Consider the following 16891-nt stretch of genomic DNA (forward strand, 5'->3'; position numbering starts at 1 on the left):
ACGGCGGACAGGGCGGCGCACTGAGGATGGAACGGCGGCGGGCATGACGAAGGGCGCCCCGGGACCGTGTCCCCGGGCGCCCTGGACGCCGTGTGTACGCCTGTGTCAGCCGTTCTTGATGCGGTTGGTCAGCTCGGTGACCTGGTTGTAGATGGAGCGCCGCTCGGCCATCAGATTGCGGATCTTGCGGTCCGCGTGCATGACGGTCGTGTGGTCACGGCCGCCGAACAGGGCACCGATCTTCGGCAGGGAGAGGTCGGTGAGCTCGCGGCACAGGTACATGGCGATCTGCCGGGCGGTCACCAGCGCGCGCCCGCGCGAGGTGCCGCACAGGTCCTCGACGGTCAGGCCGAAGTAGTCCGCCGTCGCGCCCATGATCGCCGTCGAGGTGATCTCGGGAGCCGAGTCCTCACCGCCGGGGATCAGGTCCTTGAGGACGATCTCCGTCAGGCCCAGGTCCACCGGCTGCCGGTTGAGCGACGCGAACGCCGTCACCCGGATCAGCGCGCCCTCCAGCTCACGGATGTTCCGTGAGATCCGGGACGCGATGAACTCCAGTACCTCCGGCGGGGCGTTGAGCTGCTCCTGGACCGCCTTCTTGCGCAGGATCGCGATCCGGGTCTCCAGCTCGGGCGGCTGGACGTCGGTGATCAGACCCCACTCGAAACGGTTCCGCAGCCGGTCCTCCAGTGTCACCAGCTGCTTGGGCGGCCGGTCGCTGGAGAGCACGATCTGCTTGTTCGCGTTGTGGAGCGTGTTGAAGGTGTGGAAGAACTCCTCCTGCGTCGACTCCTTGTCCGCGAGGAACTGGATGTCGTCGACGAGCAGGATGTCCATCTCGCGGTACCGCTTGCGGAAGCTGTCGCCCTTGCCGTCGCGGATGGAGTTGATGAACTCGTTGGTGAACTCCTCCGAGCTCACGTACCGCACGCGCGTGCCGGGGTACAGGCTGCGCGCGTAGTGCCCGATCGCGTGCAGCAGGTGCGTCTTGCCGAGCCCCGACTCCCCGTAGATGAACAGGGGGTTGTACGCCTTCGCGGGCGCCTCGGCGACGGCCACCGCGGCCGCGTGCGCGAAGCGGTTGGAGGCGCCGATGACGAAGGTGTCGAAGAGGTACTTCGGGTTCAGGCGTGCGGTGGGCTCACCGGGGCCGCTCGCGGGCGCGGGCTTCGCGGCGAGCGGGCCGGGAGCGCCGCCGGCCGAGGGCAGTGCGGAGCCACCGTGTCCCCCGCGGTGCGCGTGCCCGCCGCCGGAGGGCGACTCGGGCAGCTCGCGGCGCGGACCGGGCTGGTCGTAGTCGTCGCGCCGGGGGCCGGGCTGGTCGTAGTCGTCACGGCGCGGGCCCGGCTTGTCGTAGTCGTCGCGCCGGGGCTGGTCGTAGTCCGCGCGCTGCTGGTCGTAGGACGGGCGGTCCATCGGCTGCGGGCGGTAGTCCTGGGACGGCGAGCCGTACGCGTCCTTGGGGTACGGCTCCTGGGAGTACGGCTCCTGCGCGGACGGCGTGGCGTACGGGTCGCGCTCGGGGAAGCCGAGGCGCGGCTGCTGCCAGCTGTACTCGTCCTGCTGGGGACGGGGCCAGGCGCCGGGCTCGGGACGCTGGTACTCGCCCGGGTAGGCGGGGCGGGCCGTGGGGAGCTGGTCGCCGGGGCCGCCGGGGAGCTGCTCGGCGCGGCCCGGCTGGCGGTCGTCGGCGCGGTGGCGACCGTAGCCCTCGTACGGATGGTCGTACTGGCCGCCGTCGTACTTGTTTCCCTGGCCGCCCTGGTTGTCGTACTGGCCGCTCTGGCTGTCGTACGGACCGTTCTGGCCGTCGTACTGGCCGGCGGGGAGCTCGGGCTCCTCGTAGCGCGACTGAGGGCGGGGCGGCTGGGGTGTCGGCGGGGCCGGGGGTTCGCCGGCGGAGTCGTCGACGGTGATCGCGATGCGGATCGGGCGGCCGCACTCGCGGCTCAGGGTGTCGCTGACGATCGGGGCGAGGCGGCCTTCGAGCACGCCCTTCGCAAACTCGTTCGGTACCGCGAGCAGGGCAGTGTCCGCGACCAGCGCGAGGGGCTGGCAGCGGCGGATCCAGTGCTCGTCCTTGACCTCCACGCCCTGCCCGCGGCCCTCGCCGAGGAGCTGCTCCAGTACTCGTGGCCACACTGCGGCAAGATCGGCAGGTACGTCAGCCACAGGGCACGCTCTCTCACAGGTCCCACGAACGTGTGATGGTGGGACGGGTCGGGATCTACACCGCGGGGCGCGGGGGACAAAGGAACGAATCGGAGTTCAGCCACGGTAGTCAGGGCGACGGGTGCGGTTCAAGTTGTTGTCCCCAGCCTGTGGATAGTGTCTCCCGGTGACCGCTGGTTTGACCGGATGGCGTAGCCGCGCGTACCGTAACCAGGTCGAGTTGTCGATGGCTGCTGCCGCCTGCCTCCGATGGGCACAGATCGCGTCAGGTGATCGGGAAGCGGTGCACTCGGGCGTAAGCGAGAGCTACTCGTGGGCGCACGGTGACAGCCAGGACGGCACCCGCCACCACCGATTGATTTCTGGAGCCCCCGAGTGAGCAAGCGCACCTTCCAGCCGAACAACCGCCGTCGTGCCAAGACCCACGGCTTCCGCCTGCGGATGCGTACCCGTGCCGGTCGCGCGATTCTCGCGAACCGCCGTGCCAAGGGTCGCGCCAGCCTGTCCGCCTGATTCCGGTCAGGTCATGCCATCGTGCTGCCCACCGAGAACCGGCTGAGGCGGCGCGAGGACTTCGCGACCGCGGTACGACGAGGGCGCCGGGCAGGCCGCCCGTCCCTCGTAGTCCATCTTCGTAGCGGTGCAACGGACCCGCACGCGCCTGGGGAGAGCGCTCCCCCGACGCGTGCGGGTTTCGTCGTGAGCAAGGCCGTGGGCGGCGCGGTGGTGCGCAACAAGGTGAAGCGCAGGCTTCGCCATCTGATGCGCGACCGGGTCGACCTGCTGCCCCCCGGTAGCCTGGTAGTCGTACGAGCGCTGCCCGGTGCGGGTGACGCCGACCATGCACAGCTGGCCCGAGACCTGGATGCCGCCATCGAACGGCTACTGGGAGGGGGCGCGCGATGAAGTACCCGCTGCTGGCTCTGATCAAGCTGTACCAGTGGACGATCAGTCCACTGCTGGGGCCTGTGTGCAAGTACTACCCGTCGTGCTCCCACTACGGCTTCACAGCCATCGACCGGCACGGTGCGGTCAAGGGCACGGCGCTCACCGCCTGGCGCATCCTGCGCTGCAATCCGTGGTCGCTGGGAGGCGTGGACCATGTCCCGCCGCGCAAGCGTCCGCGGTGGCACGAAATGCTGCGTGACGCCTGGCGTACACGCAGGGGCGGGCACTCCGCCGCCGAAACGGCCACCGAGGAGAATCCCTCTTCGACCACCGAAGAGAACCCTCCTTCGAGCCCGGCCGCAGAGACTCCGTCCCATGCCCAAGGAGCATGATTAGTGGACACGATTGCCAGCCTGTTCAGCTTCATCACGACACCCGTCTCCTGGGTCATCGTCCAGTTCCACAAGGTGTACGGCGCCATCTTCGGCCCTGACACCGGCTGGGCCTGGGGCCTGTCGATCGTGTCTCTGGTGATCCTGATCCGTATCTGCCTGATCCCGCTCTTCGTGAAGCAGATCAAGTCGACGCGGGCCATGCAGACGCTCCAGCCTGAGATGAAGAAGATCCAGGAGCGCTACAAGAACGACAAGCAGCGTCAGTCCGAAGAGATGATGAAGCTGTACAAGGAGACGGGTACCAACCCGCTCTCCTCGTGCCTTCCCATCCTGGCGCAGTCGCCCTTCTTCTTCGCCCTGTACCACGTGCTCAACGGGATCGCGACGGGCGACCAGATCGGCGTCATCAACGAGTCGCTGCTCGCCAGCGCCCGTAAGGCGCACATCTTCGGTGCCCCGCTCGCCGCGAAGTTCACCGACAGCCAGTCGACGGTGGAGGCGCTCGGCGCCACCCTCATGGACGTCCGGGTCGTCACCGCGATCATGATCGTCATGATGTCGGCGTCGCAGTTCTTCACGCAGCGCCAGCTGATGACCAAGAACGTCGACACCACGGTGAAGACGCCGTTCATGCAGCAGCAGAAGATGCTGATGTACGTCTTCCCGGTCATGTTCGCCGTCTTCGGCATCAACTTCCCGGTCGGTGTCCTCGTCTACTGGCTGACCACCAACGTGTGGACCATGGGCCAGCAGATGTACGTCATCCGCAACAACCCGACCCCGGGTTCCAAGGCTCAGGCCGCCTACCTGGAGCGCCTGACCAAGCACGTCACGCACCACGGCAAGGTCCGCCGGCGCAGCGAGAAGACCATCGTCAAGGCGATCGTCGCCAAGGGCCGCGACCGCAACGAGTTCGAGCGCAAGTTCATCAACGCCCTGAGCAAGGCGGGTCTCGCCGCCCAGGCCGACGGCGTCGTGATCAAGAGCGAGAGCCAGGCCGTCGCCCAGGCCGAGGACGGTACGCCGACCGCGGGCGGCACCGGTACGCCGAAGCGCCAGCAGCCCAAGCGGCAGAGCAAGTCCCAGCGGCAGTCGGGTGGCGCCACCGCCGGTGCGGCGAAGTCGGCTGATGAGCAGGTCTCGCTCAGCAAGTCCGACGACGAGCCCGAAGACGCCAAGCCCGCCGCCCCCGCCAAGAAGGCCGCGCAGAAGCAGCAGCCCGGCGCCGGTACCCGCAGCAAGGCCCAGTCAGGACAGCGCAAGGGCCCGCAGCGGCCCAAGTCCCCGTCCAAGAAGTAAGAAGGAGTCCAACCCGTGACGGAAGGCACCACCTCCGCCGCTGCCGAGGGTGCAGACACCCTGACCCGCCTGGAGCAGGAGGGCGAGATCGCGGCGGACTACCTCGAGGGTCTGCTGGACATCGCCGACCTCGACGGCGACATCGACATGGACGTCGAGGCCGACCGCGCCGCTGTCTCGATCATCAGCGACGCGGGCAGCCGCGATCTGCAGAAGCTGGTCGGCCGTGAGGGCGAGGTGCTCGAGGCCCTTCAGGAGCTCACGCGCCTGGCCGTGCACCGGGAGACCGGTGACCGCAGCCGTCTGATGCTGGACATCGCCGGCTACCGCGCCAAGAAGCGTGCCGAGCTCTCCGAGCTGGGCGCCAAGGCCGCTGCCGAGGTCAAGAGCAGCGGTGAGCCCGTGAAGCTCCAGCCGATGACGCCGTTCGAGCGCAAGGTCGTCCACGACGCCGTGAAGTCGGCCGGTCTGCGCAGCGAGTCCGAGGGCGAGGAGCCGCAGCGCTTCGTCGTCGTGCTGCCCGCCTGATCGGTCCGTACGTTCCTCCGGCCCCGTCTGCCCGGCAGGCGGGGCCGAACTTTGTCAGCCTGTTAGTTCTGGTGGTTGTGGTGATCGGCGCCGGGTGCGCCCATCGCGGTACGGAAGGACGGTCCCCGTGACGGAGGCAGCGGAGCTTCCCCCTGCGCCCGAACAGGCGCGCACGGTGTTTGGTGATCGCTACGCGGATGCGGTCCGGTACGCGGAGCTGCTCGCTGAGGCGGGCGTGCAGCGCGGCCTGATCGGCCCGCGTGAGGTGCCCCGGCTGTGGGAACGGCACCTGTTGAACTGTGCGGTGCTCTCGGAGGTCGTCCCCGAGGGAGTGACCGTGTGCGACGTCGGCTCCGGTGCCGGCCTGCCGGGCATTCCCCTGGCGCTGGTCCGGCCCGACCTGAAGATCACGCTTCTGGAGCCCCTGCTGCGGCGTACGACCTTCCTGACCGAGGTGGTGGAACTGCTCGGCCTGGACCATGTGACGGTCATGCGGGGCCGTGCCGAAGAGGTCATGGGCAAGCTGCCGCCGGTGCATGTGGTGACGGCACGAGCCGTGGCCCCGCTGGACCGCCTGGCCACCTGGGGCATCCCGCTGCTGCGTCCGTACGGCGAGATGCTGGCCCTCAAGGGCGACACCGCCGAGGAGGAGCTCAAGGCGTCGTCCACGGCCCTCAGCAAGCTCGGTGCGGTGGGGACGTCTGTCCTCCAGGTGGGTGAGGGAATCGTGGATCCCCTGTCCACGGTCGTCCGGGTCGAGGTCGGGGAGAGCCCCGGCGGAGTGCGCTTCGCGGCCAAGCGGGCGAAGGCGGCCCGTACGGGGCGTGCGCGCCGGCGTCGCGGATAGGCGAGGGGTCGCCTCCGCTGACCCGTCCTGACGACGAGACGTACTCCACACAAGCTGCCAAACCTATGCATGCCGGAGTGTCGCGGCAGTTCGGCTCCAACTGCTGTGCATCGTGTTTCACGTGAAACGTCGCTCACTGCTGCACGGCATCATCAGCCGTGGCCGCGCCGCGGCCGAACCTCGCGAACGCAAGCCTCTGGGTTCTCTTGGAGAAGGCCGCTCGGATGACACTCCGTCCCCATCAAGGGGCACGGAGTTGTCCACAGAGGTGGATTTCTCCACAGAACACCAGGCCTCACTGGTTCACGACCCCGAAGACATGGGAGGCTCTGTTCATTGCGAGCCTGAAGTCGAGGAGAGTGAATCCTTGCGGTCCGACGCCAACATCGCGGGACCGATGACCGATCCGGTCCCCGGTCCCCGAACCGAGTCGATGGGGGACGATGTTTCACGTGAAACACCGCCCCCGATGGACGACACTCCCATCGGTCGTGCTGCCCAACAGGCGGTAGAGGCACTGGGGCGCGCCGGTGAGGGCCTGCCACGGCCCGAGCAGACCCGCGTCATCGTCGTCGCCAACCAGAAGGGTGGCGTGGGCAAGACGACGACAACGGTCAACCTCGCCGCTTCGCTGGCTGTGCACGGAGGCCGGGTCCTGGTGATCGACCTCGACCCGCAGGGCAATGCGTCCACTGCCCTGGGGATCGACCACCACGCCGAAGTGCCCTCCATCTATGACGTGTTGATCGACAGCAGGCCACTGGCCGAAGTCGTCCAGCCGGTCCCGGATGTCGAGGGGCTCTTCTGCGCTCCCGCCACGATCGATCTCGCCGGTGCGGAGATCGAGCTGGTGTCCCTGGTGGCACGTGAGAGCCGGCTGCAGCGGGCGATCGAGGCGTACGAGCACCCGCTGGACTACATCCTCATCGACTGCCCGCCCTCGCTCGGCCTGCTGACGGTCAACGCCCTGGTGGCCGGCGCCGAGGTCCTCATTCCGATCCAGTGCGAGTACTACGCGCTGGAGGGGCTGGGCCAGCTGCTCCGCAACGTCGACCTGGTACGGGGGCACCTCAACCCCAACCTGCATGTCTCGACGATCCTGCTCACCATGTACGACGGCCGGACGCGGCTCGCGTCCCAGGTCGCGGACGAGGTGCGCACCCACTTCGGCGACGAGGTGCTGCGGACGAGCATTCCCCGCTCGGTCCGTATCTCCGAGGCACCGAGCTATGGGCAGACGGTGCTGACCTACGATCCAGGATCGAGCGGCGCCCTCTCCTATCTTGAGGCGGCACGAGAAATCGCGCTGAAGGGCGTGGGCGTCGCCTACGACCCGACGCAGGTCCATATCGGCACTCAGAGCAACCCGAGCATGGTGGAGGGCATTCAGTGAGCGAGCGACGGAGGGGTTTGGGCCGTGGGCTCGGCGCACTGATCCCTGCTGCCCCGACGGAGAAGACGCCGACTCCGGCCGCGATGGGAGGCGCCGGTTCGGCGTCCCCGTCGGCCGTGCCGGTGCTGACGAGCGACCGTGGGGTGGCCGCGGCGAAGGTGGCCACGCTGCCGCCTGTTTCACATGAAACGGAGGAGCCGTCGCTGAACGGCGCCGTGGAGACATTCCCGTCTCCGGTCGGTGCCCACTTCGCCGAGCTTCCCCTCGACTCCATCACGCCGAACCCGCGCCAGCCGCGTGAGGTCTTCGACGAGGACGCGCTGCAAGAACTGGTCACCTCCATCCAGGAGGTCGGCCTCCTCCAGCCGGTCGTCGTACGGCAGGTGGGCCCCGCGCGCTACGAGCTCATCATGGGCGAGCGGCGCTGGCGGGCCAGCCGTGAGGCCGGCCTGGAGGCGATCCCTGCGATCGTCCGGGCCACGGATGACGACAAGCTTCTGCTGGACGCCCTTCTGGAGAACCTGCACCGGGCACAGCTGAACCCGCTGGAAGAGGCCGCCGCCTACGACCAGTTGCTGAAGGACTTCAACTGCACCCACGACCAGCTGGCGGACCGCATCGGCCGGTCCCGCCCGCAGGTCTCCAACACCCTGCGTCTGCTGAAGCTCTCGCCGGCCGTTCAGCGCCGGGTGGCCGCCGGGGTCCTCTCCGCCGGGCACGCACGGGCGCTGCTCTCGGTGGAGGACTCCGAGGAGCAGGACCGCCTCGCTCACCGGATCGTGGCCGAGGGGCTCTCGGTGCGTGCCGTCGAGGAGATCGTGACCCTGATGGGCTCGCGTCCGCAGACGGCTCAGCGCGCCAAGGGCCCGCGGGCCGGCACTCGGGTCTCCCCGGCGCTGAGCGATCTGGCAGGGCGTCTCTCGGACCGCTTCGAGACGCGGGTGAAGGTCGACCTGGGCCAGAAGAAGGGCAAGATCACGGTCGAGTTCGCCTCGATGGAGGACCTCGAGCGGATCCTCGGCTCCCTCGCTCCGGGCGAGGGACCGGTCCTTCAGAAGAGCCTTCTGGACGGGGACTCCGAGGACACGGAGGACTGAGCGTCCAGCTCGCGGTGCGGGCTGTGTCCGGTCTCCTCCGGACACGGCCCGCTCTTTGCTTTCATGCGGTGTCGATGCCCTCACATCGTGGATACGATGCGTTCGGTACGGCGCATCCACCCGGCAGCACCTCTCAGGGGAGGAAGGTGTCATGCGAACGGTGAGCCGCAGCGGACTGGTGAGCGCGGGTCTGGGACTGGGCGCGGTCGGCGGCTTCGTCGGCAGTCTGCTCCGCGAACGGAGCGCACTGACAGCCGCCCGCGATGCTGCGGGCGAGGGAAGCGAGGAACAGCCTTCATGGGGCGACGGCTCGTACCGCTCACGCTGGACAACCTTCAGGACATTCCCCAGCGCTGTCGCTCGTGTGTCTTCTGGGAGTTGGACCCCGTCAGCGGTGAGGCCGCGGTAAGAGCGGGTACAGCCGCCCTGGAGAAGGAGTCCTGGATCTCCGCGGTCCTGTTGGACTGGGGCTCGTGCGGCCGGGTCGTCTACGTCGACGAGGTACCGGTGGGCTATGTGCTCTACGCGCCTCCGGCCTACGTGCCCCGCTCGACGGCGTTTCCCACGAGCCCTGTCTCACCGGACGCGGTGCAGTTGATGACGGCGTTCATCATGCCCGGGTATCAGGGGCAGGGGCTGGGCCGGGTGATGGTCCAGACGGTGGCCAAGGATCTGCTCCGTCGGGGCTTCAAGGCCATCGAGGCCTTCGGGGACGCCCGTTGGAAGGAACCGGCCTGTGTGCTGCCCGCCGACCATCTCCTGGCGGTGGGCTTCAAGACGGTCCGTCCTCATCCCCTGCATCCGCGTCTGCGGCTGGAGTTGCGCACCACGCTCTCCTGGAAGGAAGACGTGGAGATGGCGTTGGACCGGCTTCTGGGCGCGGTACAAAAGGAGCCCGCCTTGCGACCCCTCTGACGGGTGCTTCCGCTGAACACCGATGGGCCAGCCCTTTCGGGCTGGCCCATCGGTGTTTCACGTGAAACATGCGCCAACGACGCGACGGTTCAATGCGTCACTCGGCGATGAAGTCCTCGAGGTCACGCACGATCGCGGCCTTCGGCTTGGCGCCGACGATGGTCTTGGCGACCTCGCCACCCTGGTAGACGTTCAGGGTCGGGATGGACATGACGCCGTACTTGGCGGCCGTACCCGGGTTCTCGTCGATGTTGAGCTTCACGATCTCGATCTTGTCGCCGTACTCGGCGGCGATCGCCTCGAGGGACGGAGCGATCTGGCGGCACGGGCCGCACCAGGCAGCCCAGAAGTCCACCAGGACGGGCTTGTCGCTCTTGAGGACGTCCTGCTCGAAGGAGTCGTCGGTCACGTTCTTCAGGGTGCCGGCCACGGCGGGCTCCTTAATTCTTGTGCGTGGGGTGGTGGGTGGGTGGAGAGGGGTCAGACAGAGGTCTTCTCGGGCTCGGCCTGCTCCTCGTCCGCGAGGGCGGCGAGGAAACGCTCGGCGTCCAGAGCGGAGGAGCAGCCGGTGCCGGCCGCGGTGATCGCCTGGCGGTAGGTGTGGTCGACCACGTCACCAGCGGCGAAGACGCCGGTGATGTTCGTCCGCGTCGAGGGCGCGGCGACCTTCAGGTAGCCCTCCTCGTCGAGGTCGAGCTGGCCCTTGAAGAGCTCGGTGCGCGGGTCGTGGCCGATCGCGATGAACAGGCCGGTCACCGCCAGGTCGGAGAGCTCGCCGGTCTTGAGGTTGCGCAGCTTGAGCCCGGAGAGCTTCTGGTCGCCCTGGACCTCGGCGACCTCGCTGTCCCACACGAACTTGATCTTCGGGTCGGCGAAGGCGCGCTCCTGCATGGCCTTGGAGGCGCGCAGGGTGTCGCGACGGTGGACGATCGTCACCGACTTGGCGAAGCGCGAGAGGAAGGTGGCCTCCTCCATCGCGGTGTCACCGCCACCGATCACGGCGATGTCCTGGTCCTTGAAGAAGAACCCGTCACAGGTGGCGCACCACGAGACACCGCGGCCGGAGAGAGAGTCCTCGTTCGGCAGGCCGAGCTTGCGGTGCTGCGAGCCGGTGGTGACGATGACGGCCTTCGCCTTGTGGACCGTGCCCGCCGTGTCAGTGACGGTCTTGATCTCGCCCGTGAGGTCGACGCTGACGATGTCGTCCGGGATGAGCTCGGCGCCGAAACGCTCGGCCTGGCCGCGCATGTTGTCCATGAGCTCGGGGCCCATGATGCCGTCCTGGAAGCCCGGGAAGTTCTCCACCTCGGTGGTGTTCATCAGCGCACCACCCGCGGTGACGGCGCCCTCGAACACCAGCGGCTTCAGCGACGCGCGCGCGGTGTAGAGCGCCGCCGTGTAGCCGGCAGGCCCGGAGCCGATGATGATCACGTTTCGGACGTCGCTCACGGCTTGTTTCCTCGTCTCTGGACTGCGTCAGTACGACCGGTGGGAGCCCTTCTCAGAACTCTCACCCCACCCAACGGATCCTACGGGGCGCGCATTCCCGGTGTGTCCGGGCACACGGAGAGGCGGCACCGTACGGGATACCACGCAGAAGAGAGACGAAGCGTCAGTGTGCCTAGCGCGCGTAGGAGTGCGTCAGCAGAACCCTCGCGGAGGAGGACGGGTCCTTCTCACAGCCGGCGTCGACCACATAGGCGTCGACTCGGCTGTTGTCCTTCGCGTTGAGCATCAACACCAGGTAGGCCGCATCGCCGTCGTAGGTGCCCTTCTTCGCTGCCAGCGCTTCGTCGTCACGACCGATGCCTCGCAGCACACAAGAGGGGACCTGGGGCACGGGCTGGTTCTTGAGGTGGTTCTCGGGGACGGTGTTCGCACCCAGACTGCGCGGAGCGCGGGACCCCTCGCCGGAACCCTGTGCCAACAGTTCGGAGACCTGGGTCCCCACCTTCTTGCCGGAGAAGGCGTCGGCCTGTGTGGTCGGGGCGGAAGGCTTGCCGTCGTTGAAGGACGACAGCAATACCGAGCCGAGCCCGAGGGCGGCGACGGTGAAGACGGTTCCCAGGACGGCGATCCTGCGACGCCCGCCACGGGAACGGCCCTTGCGACCCGGGCCCGTGGTGGCAGCTCGAGCGTGGCCGGCAGGACGGTCCGCCGCCACCGATGTTTCACGTGAAACATGCGCATCGGCGAGTGCGGGGGCTTCGACGGACTCGGGCGCTGTCGCGTTGAGAAGAGCCTCCGCGGCGAGAGCGGCGTCGATACGGCCCGCGATCTCGTCCGGCATACGCGGCGGCCCCGGCAGCGAGCCGAGCAGCCCCCTGATCTCCTCCAGAGAGGCGTGGACGTCCGCGCAGAGCTCGCACTCGTCCAGATGCTGACGCACATCCGCGCTGCGGGTGGGTGTGAGCAGACCTTCGGTGAGGTCGGAGATCTCCGCGACGTCCGGGTGCCCGGTCGTGTCTGTCGTGGATGTCACGCTCGCCCACCTCCGCCCTTCACAGCAGCTGAATCGCCTGGACCTGTCTCACGGGGACCTGGGTCAGGGGATCCCGCTGCCGGTGGGACGGATGTCCCGTGCACCCGGTTCCGTCCTCCGCCCGGTTCTCTGCGGTCACCGGTGTTTTCCGGCCGCAGATGGGTGAGAAGGGGCAGGAGTCTGGCCCGGCCGCGGGCGCAGCGGCTCTTCACCGTGCCGGTCGGCACGTCGAGCATGCGGGCGGCTTCGGCGACGGGATATCCCTGCATGTCCACCAGAACAAGTGCGGCCCGCTGATCGGGCGGCAGCGTGCCGAGAGCCTCCAGGAGCTGGCGGTGCAGGTCGTTGCGCTCCGCCGGTGCCGAGGCCTCCTCGTGGGGCTCCAGGAGCTGTTCCAGGCGCTCGGTGTCGTCGACCGGCGACGTCTTGCGGGAGGCCGCCTTGCGGGCCCGGTCGAGACAGGCGTTCACCGTGATGCGGTGCAGCCAGGTCGTGACGGCCGACTGGCCGCGGAAGGTGTGGGCGGCACGGTAGGCGGAGACCAGGGCGTCCTGGACGGCGTCAGCGGCCTCCTCGCGGTCCCCGAGGGTGCGCAGGGCCACGGCCCAGAGCCGGTCGCGATGGCGCCGCACGAGTTCGCCGAACGCGTCGGGATCGCCGTCCACATGACGGGCGAGGAGGTCCTGATCGCTTGCGTCGCCGAATGCGGTGCCATCTGCCATCGGACCCCCTCCCCTGGGATGTGGTGCGCTCAGCCCTTGAACGTCACGTCGGTGACCGCCTGCTTGTAGCCCGAGCCGCTGTAGCCGTCCGTCGGCGCGTACGGCACGGCCGTGATCCACAGCAGCACGTACCGCGTCTTGACCGACTTCGACGCCTTCACCGTAAGAGACTTGCCGCTCGTGGTGGCGGTTCCGATCTCCGTCATCCCGCCGATGCCGGAGGAGGGGGACAGGGAGTCGGCGGCGTAGAGCTTCACGGTCGTGTCGTTGCCGTCGTACCGGAGCCCTATCGAGGAGGCCGAGACCTTCTGGGCCGAGCCGAGGTCGTACACGATGCCCACACCCGGCTTGTACGGGGCGAGCGTCGGGCCGTCGTTGTAGCGCTTGGTGCGCCAGTACGTGGAGCTGTCGCCGTCATACGTCAGCTTCACGTCGCCCGGGGCCTGTGCGTCACCGCTCGCGACGTACTCCCGGGCGTCGGCGATGCTGAGCGTCTTGACCGGCTTGGCCTTGTCGCCGCTCTTGTCGTTGTCGTCCGTGGTCTGCGTCTGGTTGGTGTCCTCGGACTTGTTGTTCTGCTCCATGAGGGCGTCCGCCAACTGCCAGCTGCCCAGGCCCAGGGCGGCGATGAGGAGCGCCGACACGGCCCACTTGAGGGCCTTGCCGGTGCGGCTCTGCAACGGAGGCGGAGGAGACGGCAGCGGTTGGGTGACGCCGGGATGCGGCGCCGGACGGCCGTACGTGCCCTGCTGGTACGTCGTGCGCTGATACTCGGGCGGCGCGGTGAACGCGGGCTCCGGCGGGCGGATGCGGGGCATCTCGCCGATCGCCTTCACCAACTCCTCGGGCGTGATGCACGCCGACTCGTGGCGGGAAGCGGTCGCGCCGTCGTTGGCGAGCGCGCGCATCGACAGCTCGGACAGCCCGCGGTGGACACCCGCCCGCACCTGGTCGGGCGGGATCAGTCCGATGTCCTTGGGCAGCCCGGACAGACCGTAGGCGTCGTCCTCGTACGGCCAGCGCTGGGTCAGGCCCGCGTACAACAGCGCGCCGATGGCCTCGGTGTCCGTGCGCTGAGGGGTCTCGGAAGTGATGCCGCGCAGCGCGGCGTTCACAGCGAGGCCGCGGATGCGCCACTGGCCGCTGGAGGTCCGCAGGACCGCGTTCGGGTTCAGGCGCAGATGCGCGAGGCCCTCACGGTGGGCGGCGGCCATGGCGGAGGCGACCTGACTGACCATCTGGTACGCGTCGTGCGGCTCCAGCGGCCCGGGGGCCAGGAGCGCCGTCAGCTCGGTGGCGTCGGGCAGCCATTCGTGGACGACGTAGACGAGGTCGTTCTCCTCGACGGCGTCCAGGACCTGGACGAAACGCGGATCACCGAGCAGCGCGGAGGAACGGGCCGCTGCCAGGACGGAACGGGCCCGTGAGTGGTCGGCCGGCAGGATGTGCACACCGACGGCGCGACGGAGTTTCTCGTCGACCGCGCGCCAACTGCTGAAGCCGTCCAGCCGGGTGACACATTCCTCGAGCCGGTAGCGTCTGGCGAGCTTGTGGCCGCTGTGCAGCTCGGGCGGTGAGGCCTTCCCGGGACCCTCGGTCCCGCCACTCCCCTGTGCCTCTTCGTTGTCCGTGTCCCGCTCCCGGTTTGTGGCCACCCCGTCGGCCGTGGACTGGTCCGCCTGTGCGGTCAGCGGCTCATCGCCGCTGTTGTCTGCCACGTCGACGGCAGCCGTGCTCCGTTCCGCCACCGTCGTTCCTGCCTCCCCATTCCTTGCGCGCCGACCGACATCCGTGCGCGCCGTCCGACGCCGAGACCAATTGTGCCCACAGTCCGCCGCTATGCACGACACACGGTGGCGGACGATGGTTGTGCGCGTACCCCCTTATCAGCGCCCCAGCCGTCCGCGCACCATGCCGACCAGGGAGTTCAGCTCCTCGATACGCATCTTGCGGGCTGCCACGAAGAAGATCCCGAGCAGGACCGCGCCGCCGACGATCAGGGCGGCGAAGGAGCCGATGACGCCTTGGCCGAGGGCCTGTGCGATGCCGTAGCAGGCCGCGCCGCTGAGGATCGCGGCCGGCACCGAGGCGATGCAGAGCCTGGCGTAGGTCCGCATGACACGGACACCGTCCAGGTCGCCGCCCAGCTTCTTGCGCAGTCGGCTCCAGGCGACCCCGACGCCGATGGCGTAGGCCAGACCGTACGAGGCGGCCATGCCGACGACCGCCCAGCGCGCCGGGAGGACGAAGTAGCAGGCGGCGGACGCGGCGGCGTTGACGGCCGCCACGATGACCGTGTTGTAGAAGGGGGTGCGGGTGTCCTCGTAGGCGTAGAACGCGCGCAGGACGACGTACTGCACGGAGTAGGGGATCAGGCCGAGGCCGAAGGCCATCAGCATGTAGCCCATGTTCGTGGCGGCGCCGGTGCCGGACGAGCCGAAGATCAGGGTGCACATCGGGATGCCGAGTGCGACGAAACCGAACGCCAGGGGCACGATCGCGACCGCGGTCGTGCGCAGCCCCTGGGAGATGTCGTCACGGACGGCGCCGGCGTCGTCCTCCGCCGCGGAACGCGAGATGCGGGGAAGCAGCGCGGCCATGAGGGACACGGTGATGATGGCCTGCGGTAGACCCCAGATCAGCTGGGCGTTGGCGTAGGCGCTGAACCCGGTACCGGCGATCTTGGTGTCGGCGACCGCCCCGGTGGCCAGCTGGGTGACGACGAGGGCGCCCGCCTGGTTGGCGAGGACGAACAGGATCGTCCACTTGGCGAGCATGGCCGCCTTGCCGAGGCCGTGGCCCTTCCAGTCGAAACGCAGCCGCAGCTTGAAGCCGGTCTCGCGCAGGTACGGGATCATCGCCAGGGCCTGGACGACCAGGCCGAGCAGGATGCCGATGCCGAGGAGGCGCTGGCCCTCCGGTGGGATGGTGGCGACGTCCATGCCGGAGTGCTTGGCGGTGCCGTACACCCAGAGGAACATCCCCAACGTCACGATGATGACGACGTTGTTGAGGACCGGGGTCCACATCATCGCGCCGAACTTGCCGCGGGCGTTGAGGACCTGCCCCATCACCACGTGGATGCCCATGAAGAAGATCGAGGGCAGGAAGTAGCGGCTGAAGGTGATGGCGACGTCGTTCGCGGCAGGGTTGGTCGCGACGGGGTTCGACAGAGCGCGCACCAGGAGCGGCGCCGCGAACATCGCGATGGCCGTGAGCGCGGCGAGCGCGACCATGACGAGCGTCAGCAGCCGGTTGGCGAACGCCTCACCGCCGTCGTCGTCCTCCTTCATGGCGCGCACGAGCTGGGGGACGAAGACGGAGTTGAGACCGCCACCGACGGTGAGGATGTAGATCATGGTCGGCAGCTGGTACGCCACCTGGAAGGCGTCGCCCAGAAAAGCCGTGCCCAGCGCTGCCACGATCAACGCCGACCGGATGAACCCCGTGAGCCGCGACACCATCGTGCCCGCCGCCATCACCGCACTGGACTTCAGCAGTCCGCCGGCCTTTCCGCCCTTCTTCGCGGCAGCGGCCGGAGCCGGCGAGGACGGAGGCGGGACGGGGGCGGTGCCCAGGTTCATGGTCCGGTCCGCGGACGGCGGCATCGGGGGCTCGGCACCCGGTACGGGGCTCGGGGCCGGGGACGGAGCCGGTACCGACGGGGGCTGGTACGGCTGCTGACCGCCCTGCTGCTGGTCGCGGAAGAGGTGGGCGAAGGCGTCCGGCTCGTGGCGCTCCTCGGCGGAGTGCGTGACGAGGTCGTCCACCCCCACGTACTGCGTGTTGCGCGGGTCGTCGCCGTACGGCAGGTACTGGGTCGCCCCGTCCGGCTCGGGCGCCGGAGTCTGCGCCCACACATGCGGGTCGGGGGCGTACGGGGACTGCTGGGGCTGGGCGTACAGCGGCTGCTGCGGCTGGTACGTGCCCGGGGGCGGCGGGGGGTGCGCGGCGCGGTCGTAGAGCGCCTCGGCGACCGGGTCCTGGGCGGAGAGGTCCTGCGCCCGATAGGGGTCCTGGTCGTAGGCGTCCTGGAGGTACATGTCCGCGGGGGGCTGCGGCGGTACCTGGCCGTGCTCGGGCGGCGGGCCCTCGGGGTGGCCCGAGCCGCCCGCGGCCTGGCCGCGGTCACCGTCGTACGGCGCGTTCATGG

At 68.9% G+C, this 16891-nt stretch carries 16 protein-coding genes; 9 read left to right on the forward strand and 7 right to left on the reverse strand.

What is annotated here, in order from left to right; all coding sequences use genetic code 11:
* Positions 1 to 105 precede the first annotated feature (105 nt).
* Positions 106 to 2172: a chromosomal replication initiator protein DnaA gene (gene dnaA / locus OG885_RS22950; RefSeq protein WP_405734536.1), complete on the reverse strand. Its 2067-nt coding sequence runs from the start codon at positions 2170 to 2172 to the stop codon at positions 106 to 108.
* Between the two features lie 375 nt (positions 2173 to 2547).
* On the opposite strand from dnaA, the gene rpmH reads away from it, so the two are divergent.
* The 9 genes from rpmH to OG885_RS22995 all read left to right on the forward strand — a co-directional run bounded on the left by rpmH (position 2548) and on the right by OG885_RS22995 (position 9534).
* Entirely contained in the window at positions 2548 to 2685 is a 138-nt protein-coding gene (gene rpmH / locus OG885_RS22955; protein WP_015659252.1) for a 50S ribosomal protein L34, read from the forward strand.
* A 21-nt stretch (positions 2686 to 2706) separates the two neighbouring features.
* Positions 2707 to 3078, forward strand: coding sequence for a ribonuclease P protein component (gene rnpA / locus OG885_RS22960; protein ID WP_079307556.1), 372 nt, complete (start codon positions 2707 to 2709; stop codon positions 3076 to 3078).
* Positions 3075 to 3452 (forward strand): membrane protein insertion efficiency factor YidD, encoded by a 378-nt coding sequence (gene yidD / locus OG885_RS22965; RefSeq protein WP_405734539.1) that lies wholly within the window; start codon positions 3075 to 3077, stop codon positions 3450 to 3452. Before rnpA ends, yidD begins: the two co-directional genes overlap by 4 nt.
* A gap of 3 nt (positions 3453 to 3455) precedes the next feature.
* A complete protein-coding gene (gene yidC, locus OG885_RS22970; protein WP_405734541.1) occupies positions 3456 to 4754 on the forward strand; it encodes a membrane protein insertase YidC in 1299 nt (432 codons plus the stop codon).
* A 15-nt stretch (positions 4755 to 4769) separates the two neighbouring features.
* Positions 4770 to 5282 carry a protein jag gene (locus OG885_RS22975; protein ID WP_405734543.1) on the forward strand — a complete coding sequence of 171 codons (513 nt, stop codon included), beginning with the start codon at positions 4770 to 4772 and terminating at the stop codon, positions 5280 to 5282.
* A 127-nt stretch (positions 5283 to 5409) separates the two neighbouring features.
* Positions 5410 to 6129 (forward strand): 16S rRNA (guanine(527)-N(7))-methyltransferase RsmG, encoded by a 720-nt coding sequence (rsmG, locus tag OG885_RS22980; protein ID WP_405734545.1) that lies wholly within the window; start codon positions 5410 to 5412, stop codon positions 6127 to 6129.
* Between the two features lie 319 nt (positions 6130 to 6448).
* The gene (locus OG885_RS22985; RefSeq protein WP_399953792.1) at positions 6449 to 7522 is read left to right on the forward strand and encodes an AAA family ATPase; all 1074 of its coding nucleotides are present in this window, start codon (positions 6449 to 6451) and stop codon (positions 7520 to 7522) included.
* Complete coding sequence (locus tag OG885_RS22990; RefSeq protein WP_399953340.1) at positions 7519 to 8619, forward strand: ParB/RepB/Spo0J family partition protein; 1101 nt, start codon at positions 7519 to 7521, stop codon at positions 8617 to 8619. Before OG885_RS22985 ends, OG885_RS22990 begins: the two co-directional genes overlap by 4 nt.
* 297 nt (positions 8620 to 8916) lie before the next feature.
* On the forward strand, positions 8917 to 9534 hold the full coding sequence (locus OG885_RS22995) for a GNAT family N-acetyltransferase (protein WP_329337097.1): 618 nt from the start codon (positions 8917 to 8919) through the stop codon (positions 9532 to 9534).
* Between the two features lie 97 nt (positions 9535 to 9631).
* Here OG885_RS22995 and trxA read toward each other — a convergent pair whose 3' ends face one another.
* The 6 genes from trxA to murJ all read right to left on the reverse strand — a co-directional run bounded on the left by trxA (position 9632) and on the right by murJ (position 16889).
* The gene (trxA, locus tag OG885_RS23000; RefSeq protein WP_007383275.1) at positions 9632 to 9964 is read right to left on the reverse strand and encodes a thioredoxin; all 333 of its coding nucleotides are present in this window, start codon (positions 9962 to 9964) and stop codon (positions 9632 to 9634) included.
* A 50-nt stretch (positions 9965 to 10014) separates the two neighbouring features.
* Entirely contained in the window at positions 10015 to 10983 is a 969-nt protein-coding gene (trxB, locus tag OG885_RS23005; protein ID WP_405734548.1) for a thioredoxin-disulfide reductase, read from the reverse strand.
* Positions 10984 to 11155: 172 nt separating this feature from the next.
* A complete protein-coding gene (locus OG885_RS23010) occupies positions 11156 to 12016 on the reverse strand; it encodes an anti-sigma factor family protein (RefSeq protein WP_405734550.1) in 861 nt (286 codons plus the stop codon).
* Positions 12013 to 12738 carry an RNA polymerase sigma factor SigM gene (sigM, locus tag OG885_RS23015; RefSeq protein ID WP_405734552.1) on the reverse strand — a complete coding sequence of 242 codons (726 nt, stop codon included), beginning with the start codon at positions 12736 to 12738 and terminating at the stop codon, positions 12013 to 12015. The genes OG885_RS23010 and sigM overlap by 4 nt, the downstream gene beginning before the upstream one ends.
* Before the next feature lie 29 nt (positions 12739 to 12767).
* Positions 12768 to 14486, reverse strand: a complete 1719-nt coding sequence (locus OG885_RS23020) for a protein kinase family protein (protein WP_405734554.1) — start codon at positions 14484 to 14486, stop codon at positions 12768 to 12770.
* A 138-nt stretch (positions 14487 to 14624) separates the two neighbouring features.
* Positions 14625 to 16889 carry a murein biosynthesis integral membrane protein MurJ gene (gene murJ, locus OG885_RS23025; protein ID WP_405734556.1) on the reverse strand — a complete coding sequence of 755 codons (2265 nt, stop codon included), beginning with the start codon at positions 16887 to 16889 and terminating at the stop codon, positions 14625 to 14627.
* Positions 16890 to 16891: the final 2 nt, after the last annotated feature.

It is taken from the genome of Streptomyces sp. NBC_00028 (assembly GCF_045041065.1).
GTDB lineage: Bacteria > Actinomycetota > Actinomycetes > Streptomycetales > Streptomycetaceae > Streptomyces.

Excerpts from the sequence above, each read along its gene's own strand:
- OG885_RS22995 (WP_329337097.1), top strand. The coding sequence starts at position 8,917 with ATGGGGCGACGGCTCGTACCGCTCACGCTGGACAACCTTCAGGACATT.
- OG885_RS22985 (WP_399953792.1), top strand. The coding sequence starts at position 6,449 with ATGGGAGGCTCTGTTCATTGCGAGCCTGAAGTCGAGGAGAGTGAATCC.
- murJ (WP_405734556.1), bottom strand. The coding sequence starts at position 16,889 with ATGAACGCGCCGTACGACGGTGACCGCGGCCAGGCCGCGGGCGGCTCG.
- sigM (WP_405734552.1), bottom strand. The coding sequence starts at position 12,738 with ATGGCAGATGGCACCGCATTCGGCGACGCAAGCGATCAGGACCTCCTC.
- yidD (WP_405734539.1), top strand. The coding sequence starts at position 3,075 with ATGAAGTACCCGCTGCTGGCTCTGATCAAGCTGTACCAGTGGACGATC.